The 18,177-nt window shown below is 57.6% G+C and carries 14 protein-coding genes and 1 tRNA gene; 8 read left to right on the top strand and 7 right to left on the bottom strand.

What is annotated here, in order from left to right; translation table 11 throughout:
- Positions 1-147: 147 nt before the first annotated feature.
- Positions 148-2,205: an excinuclease ABC subunit UvrB gene (gene uvrB / locus OZ656_RS12080; RefSeq protein WP_011784543.1), complete on the top strand. Its 2,058-nt coding sequence runs from the start codon at positions 148-150 to the stop codon at positions 2,203-2,205.
- Here uvrB and rimI read toward each other — a convergent pair whose 3' ends face one another.
- Positions 2,206-3,321 (bottom strand): ribosomal protein S18-alanine N-acetyltransferase, encoded by a 1,116-nt coding sequence (gene rimI, locus OZ656_RS12075; RefSeq protein ID WP_011784544.1) that lies wholly within the window; start codon positions 3,319-3,321, stop codon positions 2,206-2,208.
- Positions 3,322-3,523: 202 nt separating this feature from the next.
- Between rimI and OZ656_RS12070 the strand changes: the two genes are divergently transcribed.
- Positions 3,524-5,023, top strand: a complete 1,500-nt coding sequence (locus OZ656_RS12070) for a RimK family protein (RefSeq protein ID WP_011784545.1) — start codon at positions 3,524-3,526, stop codon at positions 5,021-5,023.
- Between the two features lie 9 nt (positions 5,024-5,032).
- On the opposite strand, the gene OZ656_RS12065 is transcribed toward OZ656_RS12070, so the two are convergent.
- Entirely contained in the window at positions 5,033-6,196 is a 1,164-nt protein-coding gene (locus OZ656_RS12065; protein ID WP_011784546.1) for a cation diffusion facilitator family transporter, read from the bottom strand.
- A gap of 404 nt (positions 6,197-6,600) precedes the next feature.
- Here OZ656_RS12065 and OZ656_RS12060 point away from each other — a divergent pair, with 404 nt between their 5' ends.
- Complete coding sequence (locus tag OZ656_RS12060) at positions 6,601-7,623, top strand: quinone-dependent dihydroorotate dehydrogenase (protein WP_011784547.1); 1,023 nt, start codon at positions 6,601-6,603, stop codon at positions 7,621-7,623.
- A gap of 174 nt (positions 7,624-7,797) precedes the next feature.
- Here OZ656_RS12060 and rmf read toward each other — a convergent pair whose 3' ends face one another.
- Positions 7,798-8,010, bottom strand: coding sequence for a ribosome modulation factor (gene rmf / locus OZ656_RS12055; protein ID WP_011784548.1), 213 nt, complete (start codon positions 8,008-8,010; stop codon positions 7,798-7,800).
- Between the two features lie 321 nt (positions 8,011-8,331).
- Here rmf and rlmKL point away from each other — a divergent pair, with 321 nt between their 5' ends.
- Entirely contained in the window at positions 8,332-10,509 is a 2,178-nt protein-coding gene (rlmKL, locus tag OZ656_RS12050) for a bifunctional 23S rRNA (guanine(2069)-N(7))-methyltransferase RlmK/23S rRNA (guanine(2445)-N(2))-methyltransferase RlmL (protein ID WP_286714959.1), read from the top strand.
- On the opposite strand, the gene OZ656_RS12045 is transcribed toward rlmKL, so the two are convergent.
- Both OZ656_RS12045 and OZ656_RS12040 read right to left on the bottom strand, forming a co-directional pair.
- Positions 10,497-11,099, bottom strand: coding sequence for an outer membrane beta-barrel protein (locus tag OZ656_RS12045; RefSeq protein ID WP_022992549.1), 603 nt, complete (start codon positions 11,097-11,099; stop codon positions 10,497-10,499). The two genes, rlmKL and OZ656_RS12045, sit on opposite strands and share 13 nt — an antisense overlap.
- 107 nt (positions 11,100-11,206) lie before the next feature.
- Positions 11,207-11,689, bottom strand: a complete 483-nt coding sequence (locus OZ656_RS12040; protein WP_014421807.1) for a hypothetical protein — start codon at positions 11,687-11,689, stop codon at positions 11,207-11,209.
- A gap of 114 nt (positions 11,690-11,803) precedes the next feature.
- Here OZ656_RS12040 and OZ656_RS12035 point away from each other — a divergent pair, with 114 nt between their 5' ends.
- Entirely contained in the window at positions 11,804-13,093 is a 1,290-nt protein-coding gene (locus OZ656_RS12035; RefSeq protein WP_379944527.1) for a M18 family aminopeptidase, read from the top strand.
- A 51-nt stretch (positions 13,094-13,144) separates the two neighbouring features.
- Here the strand turns inward: OZ656_RS12035 and OZ656_RS12030 are convergent.
- Positions 13,145-13,220, bottom strand: a tRNA-Asn gene (locus tag OZ656_RS12030).
- Between the two features lie 73 nt (positions 13,221-13,293).
- Between OZ656_RS12030 and OZ656_RS12025 the strand changes: the two genes are divergently transcribed.
- Complete coding sequence (locus OZ656_RS12025; RefSeq protein ID WP_341456429.1) at positions 13,294-14,259, top strand: alpha/beta fold hydrolase; 966 nt, start codon at positions 13,294-13,296, stop codon at positions 14,257-14,259.
- A 4-nt stretch (positions 14,260-14,263) separates the two neighbouring features.
- Here the strand turns inward: OZ656_RS12025 and OZ656_RS12020 are convergent, their stop codons facing one another.
- Positions 14,264-14,905: an arylesterase gene (locus OZ656_RS12020; protein ID WP_278350867.1), complete on the bottom strand. Its 642-nt coding sequence runs from the start codon at positions 14,903-14,905 to the stop codon at positions 14,264-14,266.
- Positions 14,906-14,966: 61 nt separating this feature from the next.
- Here OZ656_RS12020 and OZ656_RS12015 point away from each other — a divergent pair, with 61 nt between their 5' ends.
- Both OZ656_RS12015 and OZ656_RS12010 read left to right on the top strand, forming a co-directional pair.
- Entirely contained in the window at positions 14,967-15,686 is a 720-nt protein-coding gene (locus tag OZ656_RS12015; protein ID WP_141067716.1) for an ABC transporter ATP-binding protein, read from the top strand.
- Entirely contained in the window at positions 15,686-18,172 is a 2,487-nt protein-coding gene (locus OZ656_RS12010) for an ABC transporter permease (protein WP_379944526.1), read from the top strand. Before OZ656_RS12015 ends, OZ656_RS12010 begins: the two co-directional genes overlap by 1 nt.
- Positions 18,173-18,177 lie beyond the last annotated feature (5 nt).

Below are 18,177 nucleotides of genomic sequence, written 5' to 3'. Positions count from 1 at the left end.
GCAACTGGAGCCAAAGTTACTGGCTGATTTTTCACCCAGCCGTCGATCGCACAGATGGTATCATGAAGCTGCCAGAACGCTAAATTTCTTGAGGATGCGACGCAAATATTCCGTCGTTTCCGGTGTCCGGAGGTTAAAACGCCAGATATGGCCAACAAAGCATCCAGTGCGAGGGAAGGGGCTTTTCGCGTCGATTCGCCCTACCAACCTGCAGGTGACCAGCCCAAAGCGATTGCGGGACTGGTTGACGGCATTGAATCCGGGCTTGCCCATCAAACCCTGCTCGGGGTAACCGGTTCTGGCAAGACTTTCACCATTGCCAATGTGGTTCAGCAGGTCCAGCGGCCAACCATCATCATGGCCCATAACAAGACCCTGGCGGCGCAGCTCTATGGCGAGTTCAAGGAGTTCTTCCCCGATAACGCGGTGGAGTACTTCGTCTCCTACTACGATTACTACCAGCCGGAGGCCTACGTACCGTCTTCCGATACCTTTATCGAAAAAGACGCCTCCATCAATGAGCACATTGAGCAGATGCGGCTGTCGGCCACCAAGGCTTTGCTGGAGCGGCCGGATGCCATCATTGTCGCGACGGTTTCTTCCATCTACGGTCTGGGTGATCCGCAATCCTATCTGAAAATGATGCTGCACCTGGACCGGGGTGACCAGATGGATCAACGGTATATCCTGCGGCGGCTGGCCGAACTGCAGTACACCCGCAATGACATCGAGTTCCATCGCGCCAATTATCGGGTGCGGGGCGATGTCATTGATGTCTTCCCGGCAGAATCCCAGAAGGAAGCCATTCGCATCGAACTGTTCGATGATGAAGTGGAGAACCTGAGCTATTTTGACCCGCTTACCGGAGAGGTGCTCAGGCGGGTGCCGCGCGTGACCATTTACCCGAAGTCCCACTATGTCACCCCCCGGCAGACCGTGCTGGATGCGGTCGAGGACATCAAGCAGGAGCTTGATGTTCGGCTGCAGCAGTTGAGGGATAACAACCGGCTGGTGGAAGCTCAGCGGCTGGAGGAGCGTACCCGCTACGACATCGAGATGATGCTGGAGCTCGGTTACTGCAATGGTATCGAGAACTACTCCCGCTATCTCTCCGGGCGTAACCCCGGTGAAGCGCCACCCACGCTGTATGACTACCTGCCACCCAACGCTTTGCTGGTAGTGGACGAGTCCCACGTGACCATTCCGCAGATTGGCGCCATGTACAAAGGGGACCGGTCCCGTAAGGAAACCCTGGTGGAGTACGGTTTCCGTCTGCCATCAGCACTGGATAACCGCCCCATGCGGTTTGAGGAGTGGGAGCGAATTGCGCCCCAGATGATCTTTGTCTCGGCCACCCCGGGGAATTATGAGGCCGAGCATGCTGGCCAGGTGGTGGAGCAGGTGGTACGACCGACCGGACTGCTGGACCCGGAGATTGAGGTTCGGCCCGCGTCTACCCAGGTGGATGATCTGCTGTCTGAGATTCACCAGCGCGTCGGGGTGAATGAGCGGGTGCTGGTCACAACGCTTACCAAGCGTATGGCAGAGGATCTGACCGACTTCCTGATGGAGCACGACATCCGAGTGCGTTATCTGCATTCAGATATCGATACCGTGGAGCGAGTTGAGATTATTCGGGATCTGCGGCGGGGCGAGTTTGACGTGCTGGTGGGCATCAACCTGCTCCGGGAGGGGCTGGATATGCCGGAAGTGTCACTGGTGGCAATACTGGATGCGGATAAAGAAGGCTTCCTGCGCTCAGAGCGTTCGCTCATACAGACCATTGGTCGGGCCGCCCGTAACGTGAACGGCAAGGCCATTCTGTATGGCGACAGGATCACCGGTTCCATGCAGCGGGCCATTGATGAGACCGAGCGTCGTCGTGCCAAGCAGATGGCACACAACGAGGAGCATGGTATTACCCCCATCGGTCTTAACAAGAAGATCGCGGATATTATGGAGGGTGCCGCGGGCGGCGGGGGTCGTGGCCGGCGCAAAGCGGAGCGTCCCGGGCAGAAGGCTGCTGAAGAAGCCGAGGATTATCGCGTAAAGGTAGGCAATCGCTCGCCGGAAGATGTCCTCAAGGAAGTGGCGAAACTGGAAGACGAGATGTACAAAGCCGCCGCGGATCTGGATTTCGAGACCGCGGCGCGCCTGCGGGATCAGATTTCGGAACTGAAGGAAGCGGCCCTGCGGACCGGCTGATCAGTGGCGTTTGGGGCCGACAATCACTGCCGCCTGCAGGGGCTGGTTGCGGCCATAGCGCGACATCTTGTCGAATACCCGTCGGTCGATGGGCAGGTATTGCTTGTCGGCCACGGTTTCCCCTTCCTCGGTATCGATTTCCGGGTCATGCAGGTACACGAAATCCTCGTCGATGGCACATACGGTTACCCAGTGCGGCACCCGGCTCCGGTTCAGTTGCCAGGTGCTGATCAGGATGACAGGGATGCGCCCGTCATGCAGGGCCTTCTCCATTGCCTCCAGGGTTAGCGGGTCGTGATGCAGCTGGATTTCAGTCTGCCCGATATCGTGCAGGAACCCCTCGTGCACCAGTTCCAGTACCCGCTTTTTATCTTCGTTGCGGACCGTATCTTTGAACAGCGCGCCTTCCTGGCTGATCCAGGCACTGGCCTCGAAGCCCCGGTGCCAGGCAGATAGCGCAAGCCCATGGGGGCCACAACCGCCATGCCCGGCCAGCATGAAGATGGTGGTGGCTTCACGCCAGATTTTCAGCTCCTCCAGCGTGCTTACTGGTTGCTGTTCGTCAAGGGCCGCCATCGCCATGATTAATGCAGACGGACCGCAGGTGAACTCGGTGGTCTGGGGGTAATAGGGCACCGGAAGAAATTCGCGAGAGGGCTCGTAGTAGAGAATCCGTCGCTCGAACCGCAAGGCATCGCCGTGATCTTCGTAGTAGTCCCGGTAGGTGCCAAACTGCCGATATCCCAGCCGACGATACAGGGAAATGGCCCCGATGTTGTCTTCACGCACTTCCAGCCGCATGATGATACGGTCTGCCTCAACCGCTTCCTTCTCCGCCTCACGGACCAGTCTTTCACCCACACCGCGGCCGCGGGCAACGGGTGAGACTGCAATCGAGTAAATCCGAGCCAGCCGGGTGGCTGCATTCATCAGCACCAGGCAGTAGCCCACCAGTTCGCCGTTCAATTCGGCGATAACCAGTCGGTCCCTGGGCATCTCCAGAAAGCGGCGGAAGCTGCGCCGGGATATTCTGTCCTCGGTAAAACAGCGGTTCTCCAGCTGAACGAGGGCATCCAGATCACTGGCATGGGCTTGGCGGAGCATTACATCGGTCATGGTCTGGTAAACCCGGTCAACGAGAAAAAGGTAGCGCCTGGCGGGCACGCTCATTGCCGCTATTATGGTAGACAGATGCCATCCCGTCATAGCAGCGGATGATGCGTAAAAGCACGCATCTTCAGGCGATTGTCTGGCAAGGTGATGGGGCGTATTGTTGCCGGAATTATCAGGCTTTACCTTCAGGGAGGAATGCCGCTTTATGTCCCGATTGCTCATCGTTGTAGACCGCGCCAAAGACTGGGCACCGTACTACCCCAGCGACGACGTGCTTACCTTCGATCAATACCTTCAGTTTACCGCCCCGGTTAACAGCCGCGTGCGGGTGATAAACCTGTGTCAGAGTGCCAGGTATCTGAGCCGGGGCTACTACTGTTCGTTGCTTGCGGAAGCGCGCGGGCACCACGTGGTGCCATCGGTTATGACGCTCAACGACCTGAGCCGGAAGGGACTGTTTTCGCTTGAACTCGAAGAGCTGGACAGCAGTGTCATCCAGTGGCTGGAAAAATCAGCCTCCGAAATCGATCCCGCCACCGATGACCGGGACGCCACCCATGAAGTACGAATCCGAACCTATTTTGGCCAGGCCGAACATCCAGACCTGAAGCCCGTGGCCCGTGCCCTGTTCGAGCGGTTTCCGTGCCCGATTCTGGAAGTGGTGTTCCGTCACCGCAAACAATGGCAGATCGAAACCATGAAGCCGGCGGCACCGGCGGATCTTGACGAGCGTGAGCAGGATTTGTTTGCGGCCGCCCTGGATCGCTTCAGCAGCATGATCTGGCGCAAACCGCGCACCCGTCGCCGCTACCGTTTTGATCTGGCTATGCTGGTGAACCCCGAGGAAGAGTTGCCTCCGAGCGATGAGATGGCCCTGAAGCGTTTTGAGCGTGCCGGCAGAAAGCTGGGAATTAACGTGGAGCGCATTACCCGCCGGGATTACATGCGCCTGCCGGAATATGATGGTCTGTTTATTCGTGAAACCACCGCTATTGATCACCACACCTATCGGTTTGCTCGCAAGGCAGAGGCCGAGGGGATGGTGGTAATTGACGACCCGGTGTCGATTCTGCGTTGCACCAACAAGGTGTTTCTGGCGGACCTGCTGAAAAACAACAAGGTGCCAACACCGAAAACGCTGATCCTTTCAAAGGATCAGAAGGATGCGGTACAGCAGGTGAGTAATGAACTGGGCTTTCCTGTGGTCATCAAAATTCCGGATGGCGCCTTTTCCCGTGGTGTGATCAAAGCCAAGGACGAAAAGGAACTTCGGGCAGGGCTGAAAGACCTGTTCAAACAGTCTGCGTTGGTATTGGCTCAGGAGTACTTCTACACGGATTACGATTGGCGCATTGGTGTGCTTGGCGGCCGGGCCATCTATGCCTGTAAATATCTGATGGTGAAAGGTCACTGGCAGATTTACCAGCACGGTGGTGCCACAGTGGAAAGTGGCGGTTTTGAAACCATGCCCACCTACGAGGTGCCTCGCAATGTCATCCAGGCGGCATTGAATTCGACCCGGTTGATCGGTAATGGGCTTTACGGTGTCGACATCAAACAAGCCGGGAATCGGGTGGCGGTGATTGAAGTGAATGACAACCCGAGTATCGACTCGGGTGTGGAAGACAAGTTCCTGGGCGGAGAGCTGTATACCCTGGTGATGCAGGAATTCCTGTCGCGCATGGAGGAGAACCGGCGCCGTTAAACCGGCGCGTCAGTTGGCAGCGACCCAGACCCGGACGCTGCCAAACCAGGGGTAGTCTGCCAGAATCGCTCGAACCTGTTCCGTGGTCAGGTGTGGCCCGGAATGGTTTTCATCCAGGAAGATTTCCAGGTGGATGCGATTCTTGAGGTAATGAAGCCGGAGCCGGCTTTGTGGTGGTAGCTCGCCCAGCTTCTCCGTCAGCAGGCGACGAAGTGCTTCGCGATCGGGTAGCCCCGGGTCTGTGGCGTGGGGCACTTTTTCATCGTTCTCGGCGTCGATATGGAAGTTGATGTCCCGAATGTTCTCCAGGGCATCCCGCATGCCCGTGACCACCTTCATACCAATCTGATGCCCTTCGGAAACGCTGATTTCCGGGCGAACTACCAGGTGTACGTCCAGCAGGATGTCGTGCCCCATCCGCCGGCTGCGCAGTTCATGAACATTTCGCACGCCATCCGTTTCCAGGGCAATGGTTTTCAACATCCGGGTATCATCTTCGGACAGACCTGTATCGACCAGTTCTTTCACGCTGTCCCAGGTGAATTTCCAGCCGATGTGCACAATGATGGCTGCAATGAGGACGGCGGCTACCACGTCGAGCCAGACGAAACCCAGCATGGCACCGATGGTAGATACCAGAACGACCACTGACGAAAATGCATCGGTACGGCTGTGCCAGGCGTTGGCAATGATCAGGTCTGAGCGGATTTTCATGCCAACATGGCGAGTATAACGGTAGATCCATTCCTTGCCTGCTACCGAGGCCGCGGCCGCTACCAGCACTGGCCAGCCCGGAACCAGCTGCGCTTCACCGGAAAGGAGCCTGAGAATGTTCTCCCAGGCCAGGGCCGCGCCCACGGCAATAAGAATGCTGCCCAGTACCAGAGTGCCGAGGGTTTCGATTCGCTGGTGTCCGTATGGGTAATCCGCATCTGGCTCCTTACGGGACAGACGCATGACCGCCAGAACCACCCAATCCGATGCCACATCGGTAAAGGAATGGATACCATCCACCAGTAGCGCCTGGGAATTAAAAAGAGTGCCGCCAATGACTTTTATGATGCCCAGAACGGCATCGAGAATCATGCCAATGATCGTGACCCGGGTCGCCGCATGCTTCTCGGATTCGAGATTATTCTGGCGCTGATGGCTGGGTTGATCAGGCTGTTCCATTGGATTCACTCCGGGCTTTTCGCGATGAGGGCAGTATAACGGGAATAAACGTAGAAATGGGTGGAATTAATGGCCTGGCTGTGATCGATTTATGCACATCATGACGAATTGGTTACCCGTTAGCATTTTGTTACCAAAGCCGTCAAATGTTAATTTTATCTATTTAAGCTATTGATAAATAAAGTGAAAATAACTGATCAAAAAATGATCAATTTGTAGGCTGGCGCAGTTATCAAGGGGTCGGGGCGCTTGCTCGGCAATTTTCAACAGGGTTATCCACAGATTCCGTGGAAAAGCGTCGGGAGGCTATACAGGGCGGGGTTTTCGGGACTAATTGGGGTTTACACAAGATGGTGTGGAAAACTTTCGGTATACTCCTGCCACCCGGAGAAAGGAGTTTGACGATGTACGGCCTTCTGAGAAACCTGCTGTTCCGATTGCCACCGGAGCGGGCCCATAATGTTGCCCTTGGCAGCCTGGATGTTGCTCAAAAACTGGGCATCCTGAATACATTTACCCGACAGCCGGAGCCTTGCCCGGTAAACGTGATGGGCCTGGAATTCCCGAATCCGGTTGGATTGGCTGCTGGGCTGGACAAAAACGCCGACCACATTGATGCTCTTGGTGCTCTCGGTTTCGGGTTTATCGAAGTGGGCACTGTTACGCCTCTGGCACAGCCCGGCAATCCAAAACCCCGAATGTTCCGGTTGCCGGAGCACCAGGCCATCATTAACCGCATGGGGTTCAATAATGAAGGCCTGGAACACCTCATTACCAATGTCCGCCACCGTCGTTACCGGGGCGTACTGGGCATTAATGTCGGTAAGAACAAAGACACCCCGAATGAACAGTCGGAACAGGACTACCGTAAAGGAATAGCGGCTGTTTACCCCTATGCCGACTACATCACGGTCAATGTGTCGTCTCCCAATACGCCGGGCCTCCGGGATCTGCAGTTTGGCGATTCGCTCAAGCAGCTTTTGCACGCCATAAAGGAAGAGCAGGCGGCGTGTGAGCAAAAACATGGCCGCTATGTGCCGGTGGCAGTAAAGATCGCACCGGATATGGACGAGCAGGGCATTCGCTTTGTGGCTGCTGCATTGCTGGAGGCTGGCCTGGATGGAGTGATTGCCACCAACACCACGATCAGCCGGGAGGCGGTGAAGGGGCACGTTCACGAGCAGGAGGCGGGCGGTCTCAGTGGTGCACCGGTACGGGAAGCCTCTGTGAAGGTGATTCAGGGGCTGTATGCGGAGCTGGGCGATCGGCTGCCGATTATTGGCGTGGGCGGCATCACGGATGGCGACAGTGCGGCAGAGAAGATTCGGGCAGGCGCAAAGCTGGTGCAGATCTATACCGGGTTTATTTATCGAGGCCCGTCGTTGATCAACGAAGCTGTGGAAGCAATCCGGAAAGAAATCAGCTGAGGCCAGAAAGAAGGTGGGCCCGCTGAGCGGGCCCTTGCGGGGAATAAACCCCGTAGCGCTTCTTCGCATGGTACGGGGCGGGAGGCCCCGTTTGGGTTGCTCTGGTTACTGCTCTGATTGTGATTTGTGCGTAAAAATTGAAAAAAACAGATCAGGGTTAAACGGGGTTGGCCATTACGTTGCGGTTACGTTGGCCAGTTTATGGATGCCGGAGACGCCGGTCATGCCCTCCCAGTTATCTGTGCGGCCTTCTCGCCACCCGTTCAGCCATTCCTGGCGGACTTCCGGTTGTTCTAACGGGCAGCTGTCTTTGGATTTGCCGGACACGCCAGCGAGATAACCCCGCTTGAATGCACGAGCGTACATGTCTCTCTTCTGTCTTTTCATGCCGTTCCTCACTGATGGATTAACAGAACAAGCGTGTACACATCTGCAGTGACCTTGGCAGTCGGGAGCCTCTCCGGGACAACCCACTATTGCCAGCTCCGGTCAGAGCAGTCAGGATCCTGTTAACGGAGACTTTTATTCGGCCTCCGGAACGACGCGTCAACTACAAGGTAAGACGAACCTCGCGCCGGTGTACACTATTTATTTCATCTATATGGCGCTTCTTTTATATTTTTGTGAAATAACGATGACAGTCGCTAAAAGGCTTTTACTGCCATTCCGGAAACTTACCGGCCCTATTCAGAAAACCAGGAGTTGATCTTGTCCAAGCATGTCTTTTTCGTAACCTGCCCCAAAGGCGTCGAGTACCTCCTGGCCGATGAATTGAAAGAATTCGGCCTGAACCTTGTGCGGAATGCACCCGCTGGTGTCTGGGTTGAGGGCGAGCTGGAGAGTGGCTATCGGGCCTGCCTGTGGTCCCGTCTGGCGAACAGGGTGATTCTGAATGTGGCGGATGTGGATGCCCGGAGCGCCGACGAACTTTATGCCGGTGTCGTGGATCTTGACTGGCAGGCCCATATACCCGCGGGGGGGAGCTTCCGGGTAACGTTTCTTGGCCAGAACGAAGCCATCCGGAACACTCAGTTTGGCGCCCAGAAAGTGAAAGATGGCATTGTTGACAGCATTCGGGGTGCCGGTGCACCCAGGCCCTCGGTTGCGCCGAAAGACCCGGATGTCACGGTATCGGCGCGGTTGAACCGGGGCCGCTTGTCGTTGGGGATTGATCTGAGTGGTCACAGCCTTCATATGCGGGGCTACCGAACCGAAAAGGGTATCGCGCCCTTGAAAGAAAACCTTGCAGCGGCTTTGCTGCTGCGGGCAGGGTGGCCAGAGATTGCCGCTAACGGTGGTGACTTTGTGGACCTGATGTGCGGTTCCGGTACGCTGGTGGTTGAAGCTGCGTTGATGGCGCTGGACATTGCGCCGGGGCGGAAGCAGGAGCGGTTCGGGTTCGAAAAGTGGCCAGGACACCAGCCCGAGCTTTGGCTGTCGCTGCGCCAGGAAGCGGAGCGTCGGGCCCATGAGGGCAAGCAGGGGCGCATTCCCACTTTTTATGGTTTTGATCGGGATGGTCGCGTGATTGCGACTGCGGAGAAGAACATCCTGCGAGCTGGCCTGGAAGGTATCGTTCGTGTAGAAGCCAGGCCGATCTCCGAATTCACTCGCAAGAATGACTGGAGCGATACTGGCCTGGTGCTGACCAACCCGCCCTACGGTGAGCGGTTGAGTGAGCGCAAGGAACTGGCGGCCCTGTACCAGGCCCTTGGAGAGGTTGTGGCCCGGGAGCTCACCGGATGGCGCCTGGGGGTGTTCACCGGTGCGCCGGAGTTCGGAAAATCCCTCGGTTTGCGAAGCTTCAAGCAGTACAAGTTGTTCAATGGCAAGCTGCCGGCGCAGCTGTTGCTGTTCGATGTACAGCCGGAGAATGCCCGCACGCCCCGTGATCCGGCCGCGCCGGGGCAGATTATGCCTCGCATCGCCAACGCCGAACGGGCAGACATGCTGCGTAACCGTCTCAAGAAGAATCTGAAAACGATTGGCCAGTGGGCCAGGAAGCAGAACATTGGCTGTTACCGCCTATACGATGCCGATATGCCGGAATATGCCTTGGCGATCGATATCTACGAGGGGCGGGTGCATGTTCAGGAATACCTGGCCCCGAAATCCGTCGACGAAAAGGCAGCCAGAGAGCGCCTTGCCGAAGCCATGGCGGTGATCCCGGAAGTGCTTGAGGTCGCGCCGGAGGATCTGGTGTGCAAGCAACGTCAGCGCCAGACCGGTACCCGGCAATATGAAAAACAGGCGGCGACCGGCGAGTACTTTAACGTGCACGAGCACGGCTGCGCCCTGAAGGTGAACCTGAAAGACTATCTGGATACCGGCCTGTTCCTGGATCATCGCCCGGTACGTTACTGGATCCAGCAACATGCCAGGGGCAAGCGTTTTCTGAACCTGTTCTGTTATACCGGCGCAGCGACCGTGCACGCAGCGGTTGGCGGAGCCAGCCGCACCCTGAGCCTGGACATGTCCAAAACCTACGTCAGCTGGGCTCAGGATAACCTGGCTCTCAACTCGGCAGATCCGCGCAAGCATGTCGTCGAACAGGCAGACTGTCTGGCCTGGCTGGCAGACCGAAAAACCGCGAATCAGACCTTTGATCTGATTTTCATGGACCCGCCCACCTTCTCAAACTCAGCCCGGATGGCTGGCGTTCTCGATATTCAGCGCGATCATGCCGATCTGGTGCGGCAGTGCATGGCACGACTGTCCAGTGATGGCCTGCTGATTTTCTCCAATAACTTCCGTAAGTTCAGGCTGGATGAGGCGCTGGAGTCAGAGTTTGAAGTGAAAGAGGTGAGTGCCAGCACTCTGGACAAGGATTTTCAGCGCAACCCGAAAATCCATCGGTGCTGGCATATCCGGCATCAGAACTCGTAACGGATACCTGAGGAGAACTGGAAGGCATTGGCGCTGGTGTCCGTGTCTTCAAACAGCTTGCCGCCCTCGAAAACCAGGTAGGTGTTATCCATCAGTTCCAGGTCCAGGCCGGCCAGCCAGCTGAAGCTGAAGCTGCTGCTCGGGTAATCGCCCTCGATATCCCGAAACTGGGCATTGGCGTCGGCATCCCGGTTGTCGAGGGTTGCCTCCCCGCTGACATGGGTAAAGCCAGCCTGGGCATAGACATTGCCAAGCTCACCGATGGGGTAGTGCAGGCCCATGTACCAGCTGCCGAAGTAGTCGACGGCCAGGCTCAGGTCGCCACGGGAAATCTCGGCGTCTGCCAAGCCGCCCCCCAGCCTCACCTCTGCATGAATCAGGTCGCTCAGGTGGCCGCCAATCACCAGTGTCGCTGCCTGGCCCCAGCCATCCTCGTCGGATTGCCCGATGGAGCGGTGTTCAATGGCTGTCGCCAACAGTCCGACATAGTGTTTATCGGAGCGAGGGGTCTCCTGGCCAAAGGCGGCGCAAGAAAACAGGCCAAGCGCTATCAGGCTGGATGTGAGGAAACGGGGTGTGACCTTGTTCATTATTATCAGGCTTCCTGTCAGTAACGGTACTGACGCCCGATTCTGCCTTGTGTAACGCAATGTTACGCGGACTCATGTCACAGTTCCCCGTGATCAGGGGCCGGACCTCAATCCTCCAGGTAGCCTTCCTCACGGGCCAGCAACAGCAGGGAATATACGCCGTTTTCCGGCAGCTGCGGTTCAAGCCCTTCATCAAAGAGCAACTGCCGGCGGCGGTCTTCCAGTGCTTCGCTGTCCAGGCCGGTAATCAGCTCGGAAATGGGGGCGATTTCAAACGGGGCCTCCTGGCGAACGGCACTGAAGATCAGGTCTATCAGGATTTCGTCCGGATCCAGTCCATCCACGTATACGGTCTGGTCCGGCAGATCCTCGTGCAGCTCCCTGGCCAGTTCCAGCAGGGGTACCCCCTGTTCTTCCAGATACAGCAGGTCTACATCGCCCAGGTCGCCATCTTCGGGCAACCAGGCATCCTCCGGTGCAATTACCACGGTTTTCATCTGGCCGTCTGCAAGGGACCAGGCGATGGCCGTGGGAAACAGGGCGTCGTCGGTCTGGCAGTATTCGATATCCAGAAAGCGGGGTAGTGACACAGTGAACTCCGGAATCTTCGGTGAGTGCTTATGGCGGTGCGCAGCGTACCCGGTAGGAGCCGGCGCGGCTTCATGCCATACTGTAGCCGCCATTATCATGCAATCAGGAAGATCATGGAACACACTGAATTCAATAAAGACTTGATTGAGTTTTTGAATGCCTCGCCGACTCCGTGGCATGCGGTCAATACCATGAAAACGCGTCTTGAAGCAGCGGGATTTCAACCGCTGGACGAGCGCGAAGAATGGTCGTTGCAGCCAGGGCAGGGCTACTACGTAACCCGTAATGGCTCGTCTATTGTTGCCTTTCGTACCGGCACCAAGGATGTGGTCAGTTCCGGCATCCGGATGGTGGGAGCCCATACCGACAGCCCCTGCCTGAAGGCCAAACCGAACCCTGAGATTCGCCGCAAGGGCTTTTTCCAGTTGGGCGTGGAAGTGTATGGGGGCGTATTGCTGAATCCCTGGTTTGACCGGGATCTGTCTCTGGCCGGCCGCGTGACGGTGCTGGATGACAACGGAAAAGTACGGGACACCCTGGTGAATTTCCGCAAGCCGGTGGCGATCATTCCGAGCCTGGCCATCCATCTGGACCGGGAGGCGAACAGTAGCCGTACCGTTAATGCCCAGACTGATCTTCCGCCGGTGGTCATGCAGGTGCCGGAAACGGATACCACCACCTTTGCCGAGTTGCTGAAACAGCAGATTGCCAAAGAATCCGGACTACAGACCAGCAAGATTCTGGGCTATGAACTGAGTTTCTACGATGCCCAGGGTGCGGCTCTGGTGGGGCTTCGTGAAGAGTTCCTGGCCTCTGCACGGCTTGATAACCTGCTCAGTTGTTATATTGGTCTGCAGGCCTTGCTGGAAACCTCCGGTGATGAGCCGGCACTGCTGGTGTGTAATGACCATGAGGAAGTGGGCAGTATGTCCGCCGAAGGTGCCCAGGGGCCGTTCCTCACGGCAGTGCTGGACCGCTGGTGTGGCGCCGGGAAAAGCCGCGCCATTGCTCGTTCCATGATGATTTCTGCGGACAACGCCCACGGTATTCATCCAAACTACGCAGACCGACATGATGAGAATCATGGGCCATTGTTGAATCAGGGGCCGGTCATCAAGGTAAACCACAATCAGCGTTACGCCACCAACAGTCGTTCCGCTGCCCTGTATCGCCACATCAGCGATGAACTGGGGTTGCCGCACCAGACATTTGTGGTGCGTAGTGACATGGGGTGTGGCAGCACGATCGGGCCGTTGACCGCGGGAAATCTTGGAGTGACCACGCTGGATATCGGCGTACCCCAGTTTGCCATGCACTCGATTCGTGAAATGATCGGTACACGGGATGGTTATACGCTGTTCCAGGTGTTGCGGGAGTTCATGCAGCGGGCCGAGGTTTTCTGAGGCCCAAAAGAAAAGGCCGCTGATATCTGATCAGCGGCCTTTCGGAATAAGTGGCTCCCCGAGCTGGGCTCGAACCAGCGACAAACGGATTAACAGTCCGTTGCTCTACCAACTGAGCTATCGGGGAACAGCATCAATGTGGCGCGCATATTAAGTACTTTAATCAGGTTCGTCAACCCCCTGAAATGAAAGGTCAAAATTTGCACAAAGCTAAGCTTGAAGCCTATCGTCCGCCGGTGTGGTTGCGTAATGGCCACGTCCAGTCGGTATGGCCGACCCTGTTCCGGAAAGTGACCCTGCCGGAACCGGAAACCGACATACTGGCCACCGACGATGACGACGAACTGCATCTGGACTGGTATCGCCAGGGCAGTGACCGGCTGGCGGTGATATCCCATGGGCTGGAAGGCCACAGCCGCCGGCCCTACGTGCTGGGTCTGGCCAGAGCATTGATGGCCGACGGCTGGGATGTGCTGGCATGGAACTTTCGGTCCTGCGGCGGGGTGATGAATCAACAGCCGCGCTTCTATCACAGTGGCGCCACTTCGGATCTGCATGCCGTCGTCAGTCACGCGCTGGGGCGGCGGTATCAGAACCTCTTCCTGTCAGGTTTCAGTATGGGAGGGAATCTCACGCTGCTGTACCTGGGCGAGCAGGGGGAGCGTGTGGACAGCCGTATCAGTGGTGCGGTGGCCTACTCGGTGCCTCTGGACCTGGCGGGCAGCGCGGACGTGCTGGCGCGACCCAGCCGGCGTATTTACATGCAACGGTTTTTGACGGATCTGCACGTCAAGATGCGGGAAAAAGCGGAAAAATTCCCCGATCTGATCGATGTCACGGGTTTCGAGGAAATCCGGAGTTTTCACGAATTCGATAATCGCTACACGGCACCACTGCATGGATTCCAGGACGCGGCCGACTATTGGGCCCGGTGTTCTGCTCTGTTCCGGTTGAGTGATATCCGGGTGCCAGCTCTGGTAGTGAATGCAGCAGATGACCCGTTCCTTTCGGCCCGCTGTTTTCCGGACAGTCGTCAGGTATTGGGACATCACGTCCAGATGGAAATCCCGAAGTGGGGTGGGCATGTGGGGTTTGTCCAACATGCCCGGGACGGTTACTACTGGTCTGAACGCCGAGCTTTAGGGTTTGTCCGGCAGGTAATCTGAGTAGTCAGCTGCTGGCCTGTTTGTTCAGCAGCGGTTCCAACTTTGGCCAGATGTTATCCAGCAGCCGGGGTTGTGCCTCTTCCGTCGGATGAATGCCGTCACCTTGCATCAAGCCGTCCTGATCGTAAATGCCGTCCAGAAAGAAAGGAACCAGGGGCGTATTGTATCGGTCTGAAAGAGTCGGAAAGATATCGGCGAACATGGTGGTGTAGCGCTGGCCGTAGTTTGGCGGGATCTGCATACCCACCAGCAAAGGTGTGGCGCCGATGCCGCGTACCTGCTCGATCATATTGGCCAGATTGGATTCAATCACATTGGGTGGGAACCCCCGCAGGCCGTCATTGCCGCCGAGCTCAATGATTACAATCGTGGGATCGTGGGTTTCCAGCAGACCTGGCAGGCGCCGCAGGCCACCGTCGGTGGTTTCGCCGCCGATACTGGCATTCACCACGGTCCAGTTCAGTTCCCGGCTGTTGATACGGTCCCTCAGCAGCTCCACCCACGCGGTTTCCGAGGGTACGCCGTGGGCGGCGCTCAGGCTGTCACCCACCACCAGCACTGTGTTCTGGCTGGCCAGCGCGGGCAAGGTGAGCAAGAACAGAGCCGATAGTACGATTGATCTGACGTACAGCGATATCGTATGCATAGTAAATTCATATACCCTTTACAGATTCAACGATACAGACAATGGAGTCACCGTGAACCAGATGACGGATCTCAGTAATACCGATAGCAACCCTATGTTGCGGGTGACTGATCTGACCCACCGGGTCAGCCTGGAAACCGATACGCTCACGATCTTGCAGGGGGTCAGTCTGGAAATCAATCGGGGAGAGTCCGTAGCCATCGTTGGTCGCTCCGGTTCCGGTAAAACGACTTTGCTTGGCTTGCTTGCGGGCCTGGATACACCCACGGAAGGCACCGTTGAACTGGATGGTGCGGTCATCAGCAAGCTGAGTGAAGATGAGCGTGCCAAACTGCGGGCCCGTCGGGTCGGATTTGTGTTCCAGTCGTTCCAGTTGCTGCCAGCGTTAACCGCGCTTGAAAATGTCATGCTACCGCTGGAACTGGGTGGCACGGAGGCACCGGAGCAGCGGGCCAGAGAATTGCTTGATCGTGTAGGTTTGGGGGAACGGCTGAACCATACCCCTCGTCAGTTGTCCGGTGGCGAGCAGCAGCGCGTCGCGATTGCGCGGGCCTTTGCCTCCGACCCCGCCATTCTGTTTGCGGATGAGCCCACGGGCAATCTGGACAACCGAACCGGACAGGCGGTGTCTGACCTGCTGATGGATCTGAACCGGGAGCAGGGCACCACACTGGTGATGGTTACCCATGATGAACACCTGGCCGAACGTTGCGGCCGGCAGCTGCACATCGAGGCGGGCATGCTGACTGAGCCGGATCTGGCCGGGGAGCCGGCACACTGATGGGAGCCTCAAAAAAACTCATATCCGTGAGCCGTGACTGGCGCGAACGCGACGTTCGTGTGGTGCTGGTTGCGCTGATTATTGCTGTTGCCACCGTGGCCACGATTGCGCTGTTCGCCAGTCAGCTGCAGCGAACCCTGGTTTCGTCTGCCAGTTCTTTTCTGGCGGCAGATCGGCAACTGGAAGCCGAAAACGGCCGTCCGATCCCGCAGGAATGGTTAGAGAATGCCCAGTCCCGAGGCCTCGAAACCGGGCGCATGGTGGAGTTCTCCACCATGGTCTTCGGCGAAAGCGGGTTTCAGCTGGTCTCGGTCAAAGCCGTGAGCGACGAATATCCGTTGCGCGGCGAAATCGAGATCCAGTCCGGTGCTGCAGAGCCGAGACAGATTGTCAGTCAGGGCCCCGGCCCCGGCCAGGTGTGGGTGAATCCACGGTTGCTGCGTCTGCTCGAACTGGACATCGGCGATACTCTGGAAGTCGGCAATCTTAAACTGGAAATCACCCGCTTATTAATCCGCGAGCCGGACGGCGGCTTCCGGCTGTCATCACTGGCGCCACGGGTGATGATGCATGTGGACGATGTTGCCGGCACCGGTGTGGTCCAGGAAGGTAGCCGCGTGGAATATGTCTACCTGTTTGCCGGCGCCGAAGGTGTGCTTGAAGACTATTACCAGTGGCTGGAACCACAGCTGGAGCCCAGTCACGAGTGGGAAGGGGTCAGAGACGGTGAAACCTTCTCGCGCTCCCTGGAGCGGGCCGAACGCTTCCTGCTGCTGGGTGGCAGTCTTGCGGTGTTGCTGGCGGCGGTAGCCGTGGCGGTGGCCAGCCGGCAATACGCTCTGTCTCAGAGGGACACGGTGGCATTGCTGAAAACCCTTGGATTATCCAGCCGGGGCATTGGTGAGCTCTACCTGCGCCGCCTCACTCTATGGGGTGTTGTTGGCGTGTTGGGTGGTCTGGCAGTGGCGTTACCATTGTTTTGGCTGTTGGTGCGTTTGCTGAGCGACCTGCTGGAACGGCCCGTTGATTTCTACCTGGATCCTTCCGCGTTAACGCCCGCCCTGTTAACGGCACTGGTTTCTCTATTCGCATTTGCCTATCCGCCCATTCGCCGCCTGCGTAATGTTCCCGCCATGCGGGTATTACGCTCCCAGCCCGGCGAAACCGGCCGGGAAGCCATTCCGGATATCCTGCTGGCGGGGGTCGCCGTGTTTGGGTTGGTATGGATGTACGCCGGCGAGCTGATGCTGGTGGCCGCACTTTTGGGCGGGCTGGTACTGCTGCTGGGTGTGCTCGGTCTGCTGGGGTGGGGCATGGTCGCCCTGTTGCGCAGAGTGAAGGGTGGCGGCAACTCCTGGCGCCTGGCCCTGGTGGGCTTATATCGGCACCGACGTGCCAGCATGGCGCAGATGGCGGTTTTTGCCATGACGCTTATGCTGGCTGCTACGCTGGTGTTGGTGCGTTCCTCCCTGCTGGACGACTGGCAGGCTCAGCTGCCGGACGACGCGCCAAACCATTTCCTGATCAACATTGCCCCGGATGCGGTGGATGATGTTGAGGAATTCTGGGCCACTCGCGGCGCGCCCCTGGAGACGCTTTATCCGATGGTTCGCGGTCGCCTGACCGAACTGAACGGCGAGCCGGTGAAAGAAGCGGTCAGCAAGGATGAGCGGGTTGGTGCGCTGAACCGGGAGCTGAATCTGACCTGGATGCCGGAGCTGCCGGAAGACAACCGGATTGTGGATGGCCAGTGGTTCGGGCCGGGCGAAACCGAGGGGGTTTCGGTAGAAGCTGAGCTGGCGGAGAAACTCGGTTTGCAGCTGGGTGATCGGCTGACCTTCACCATCGGCTCCAGCAAGGTGACCGAGCCGGTAACGAGTATTCGTACCGTGCAGTGGGACAGCATGAAACCCAATTTCTACATGGCCTTCCCGCCCGATGGCGGTCTGACTGACATGCCCGCCACCTGGATTACCGCGTTCTATCTGAACCCGGACAATAAACTGGCTCTTAACGACTTCTCGCGCCAGTTCCCGACGGTCTCGGTGCTGGAGATAGACCATATCATTGATCGCATCCAGCAGATTGTGCAGCAGGTAACTCAGGCCATTGAGGCAATCCTGGCGCTGATTCTCGCGGCCGCCCTGGTGGTGATGGCAGCGGTTGTCAGTGCCACCCTGCGGGATCGTCAGAGGGAGGGGGCGTTGCTGCGAACCCTGGGCGGCCAGCAGTCGTTGTTGGCACGCAGTACCATGCTGGAATTCGCACTGTTGGGGTTCTTTGCCGGCACGCTCGGTGTGATTGCGGCGGAAGGGGCGGTATATGCGCTTCAGGCCGGAATGTTCGAGGGCACTTTCCGCTGGCACTGGCAGGTGATGCTGCCAGTACCGCTGATTGCAGCCATTCTGTTGGCGTTGTTTGGCCGCTGGCAATTACGACCAGTGCTTAGCGTATCGCCGATGCTACTGCTTCGTCGCCTCGAGTGATCGGG

Origin of the sequence: Marinobacter sp. LM1, from assembly GCF_042763285.1 — a bacterium.
GTDB lineage: Bacteria > Pseudomonadota > Gammaproteobacteria > Pseudomonadales > Oleiphilaceae > Marinobacter > Marinobacter nauticus.
Note: the sequence above shows the minus strand (reverse complement) of the source record. Positions and strands in the feature narration are given on the sequence as shown.

What these genes read in the sequence shown, in the direction of transcription:
- rimI (WP_011784544.1), bottom strand. Translation starts at nt 3,321, where the DNA reads ATGACCGATGTAATGCTCCGCCAAGCCCATGCCAGTGATCTGGATGCC.
- OZ656_RS12070 (WP_011784545.1), top strand. Translation starts at nt 3,524, where the DNA reads ATGTCCCGATTGCTCATCGTTGTAGACCGCGCCAAAGACTGGGCACCG.
- OZ656_RS12045 (WP_022992549.1), bottom strand. Translation starts at nt 11,099, where the DNA reads ATGAACAAGGTCACACCCCGTTTCCTCACATCCAGCCTGATAGCGCTT.
- uvrB (WP_011784543.1), top strand. Translation starts at nt 148, where the DNA reads ATGGCCAACAAAGCATCCAGTGCGAGGGAAGGGGCTTTTCGCGTCGAT.
- OZ656_RS12060 (WP_011784547.1), top strand. Translation starts at nt 6,601, where the DNA reads ATGTACGGCCTTCTGAGAAACCTGCTGTTCCGATTGCCACCGGAGCGG.
- OZ656_RS12065 (WP_011784546.1), bottom strand. Translation starts at nt 6,196, where the DNA reads ATGGAACAGCCTGATCAACCCAGCCATCAGCGCCAGAATAATCTCGAA.
- OZ656_RS12020 (WP_278350867.1), bottom strand. Translation starts at nt 14,905, where the DNA reads ATGCATACGATATCGCTGTACGTCAGATCAATCGTACTATCGGCTCTG.
- OZ656_RS12035 (WP_379944527.1), top strand. Translation starts at nt 11,804, where the DNA reads ATGGAACACACTGAATTCAATAAAGACTTGATTGAGTTTTTGAATGCC.
- OZ656_RS12010 (WP_379944526.1), top strand. Translation starts at nt 15,686, where the DNA reads ATGGGAGCCTCAAAAAAACTCATATCCGTGAGCCGTGACTGGCGCGAA.
- OZ656_RS12015 (WP_141067716.1), top strand. Translation starts at nt 14,967, where the DNA reads ATGACGGATCTCAGTAATACCGATAGCAACCCTATGTTGCGGGTGACT.
- rmf (WP_011784548.1), bottom strand. Translation starts at nt 8,010, where the DNA reads ATGAAAAGACAGAAGAGAGACATGTACGCTCGTGCATTCAAGCGGGGT.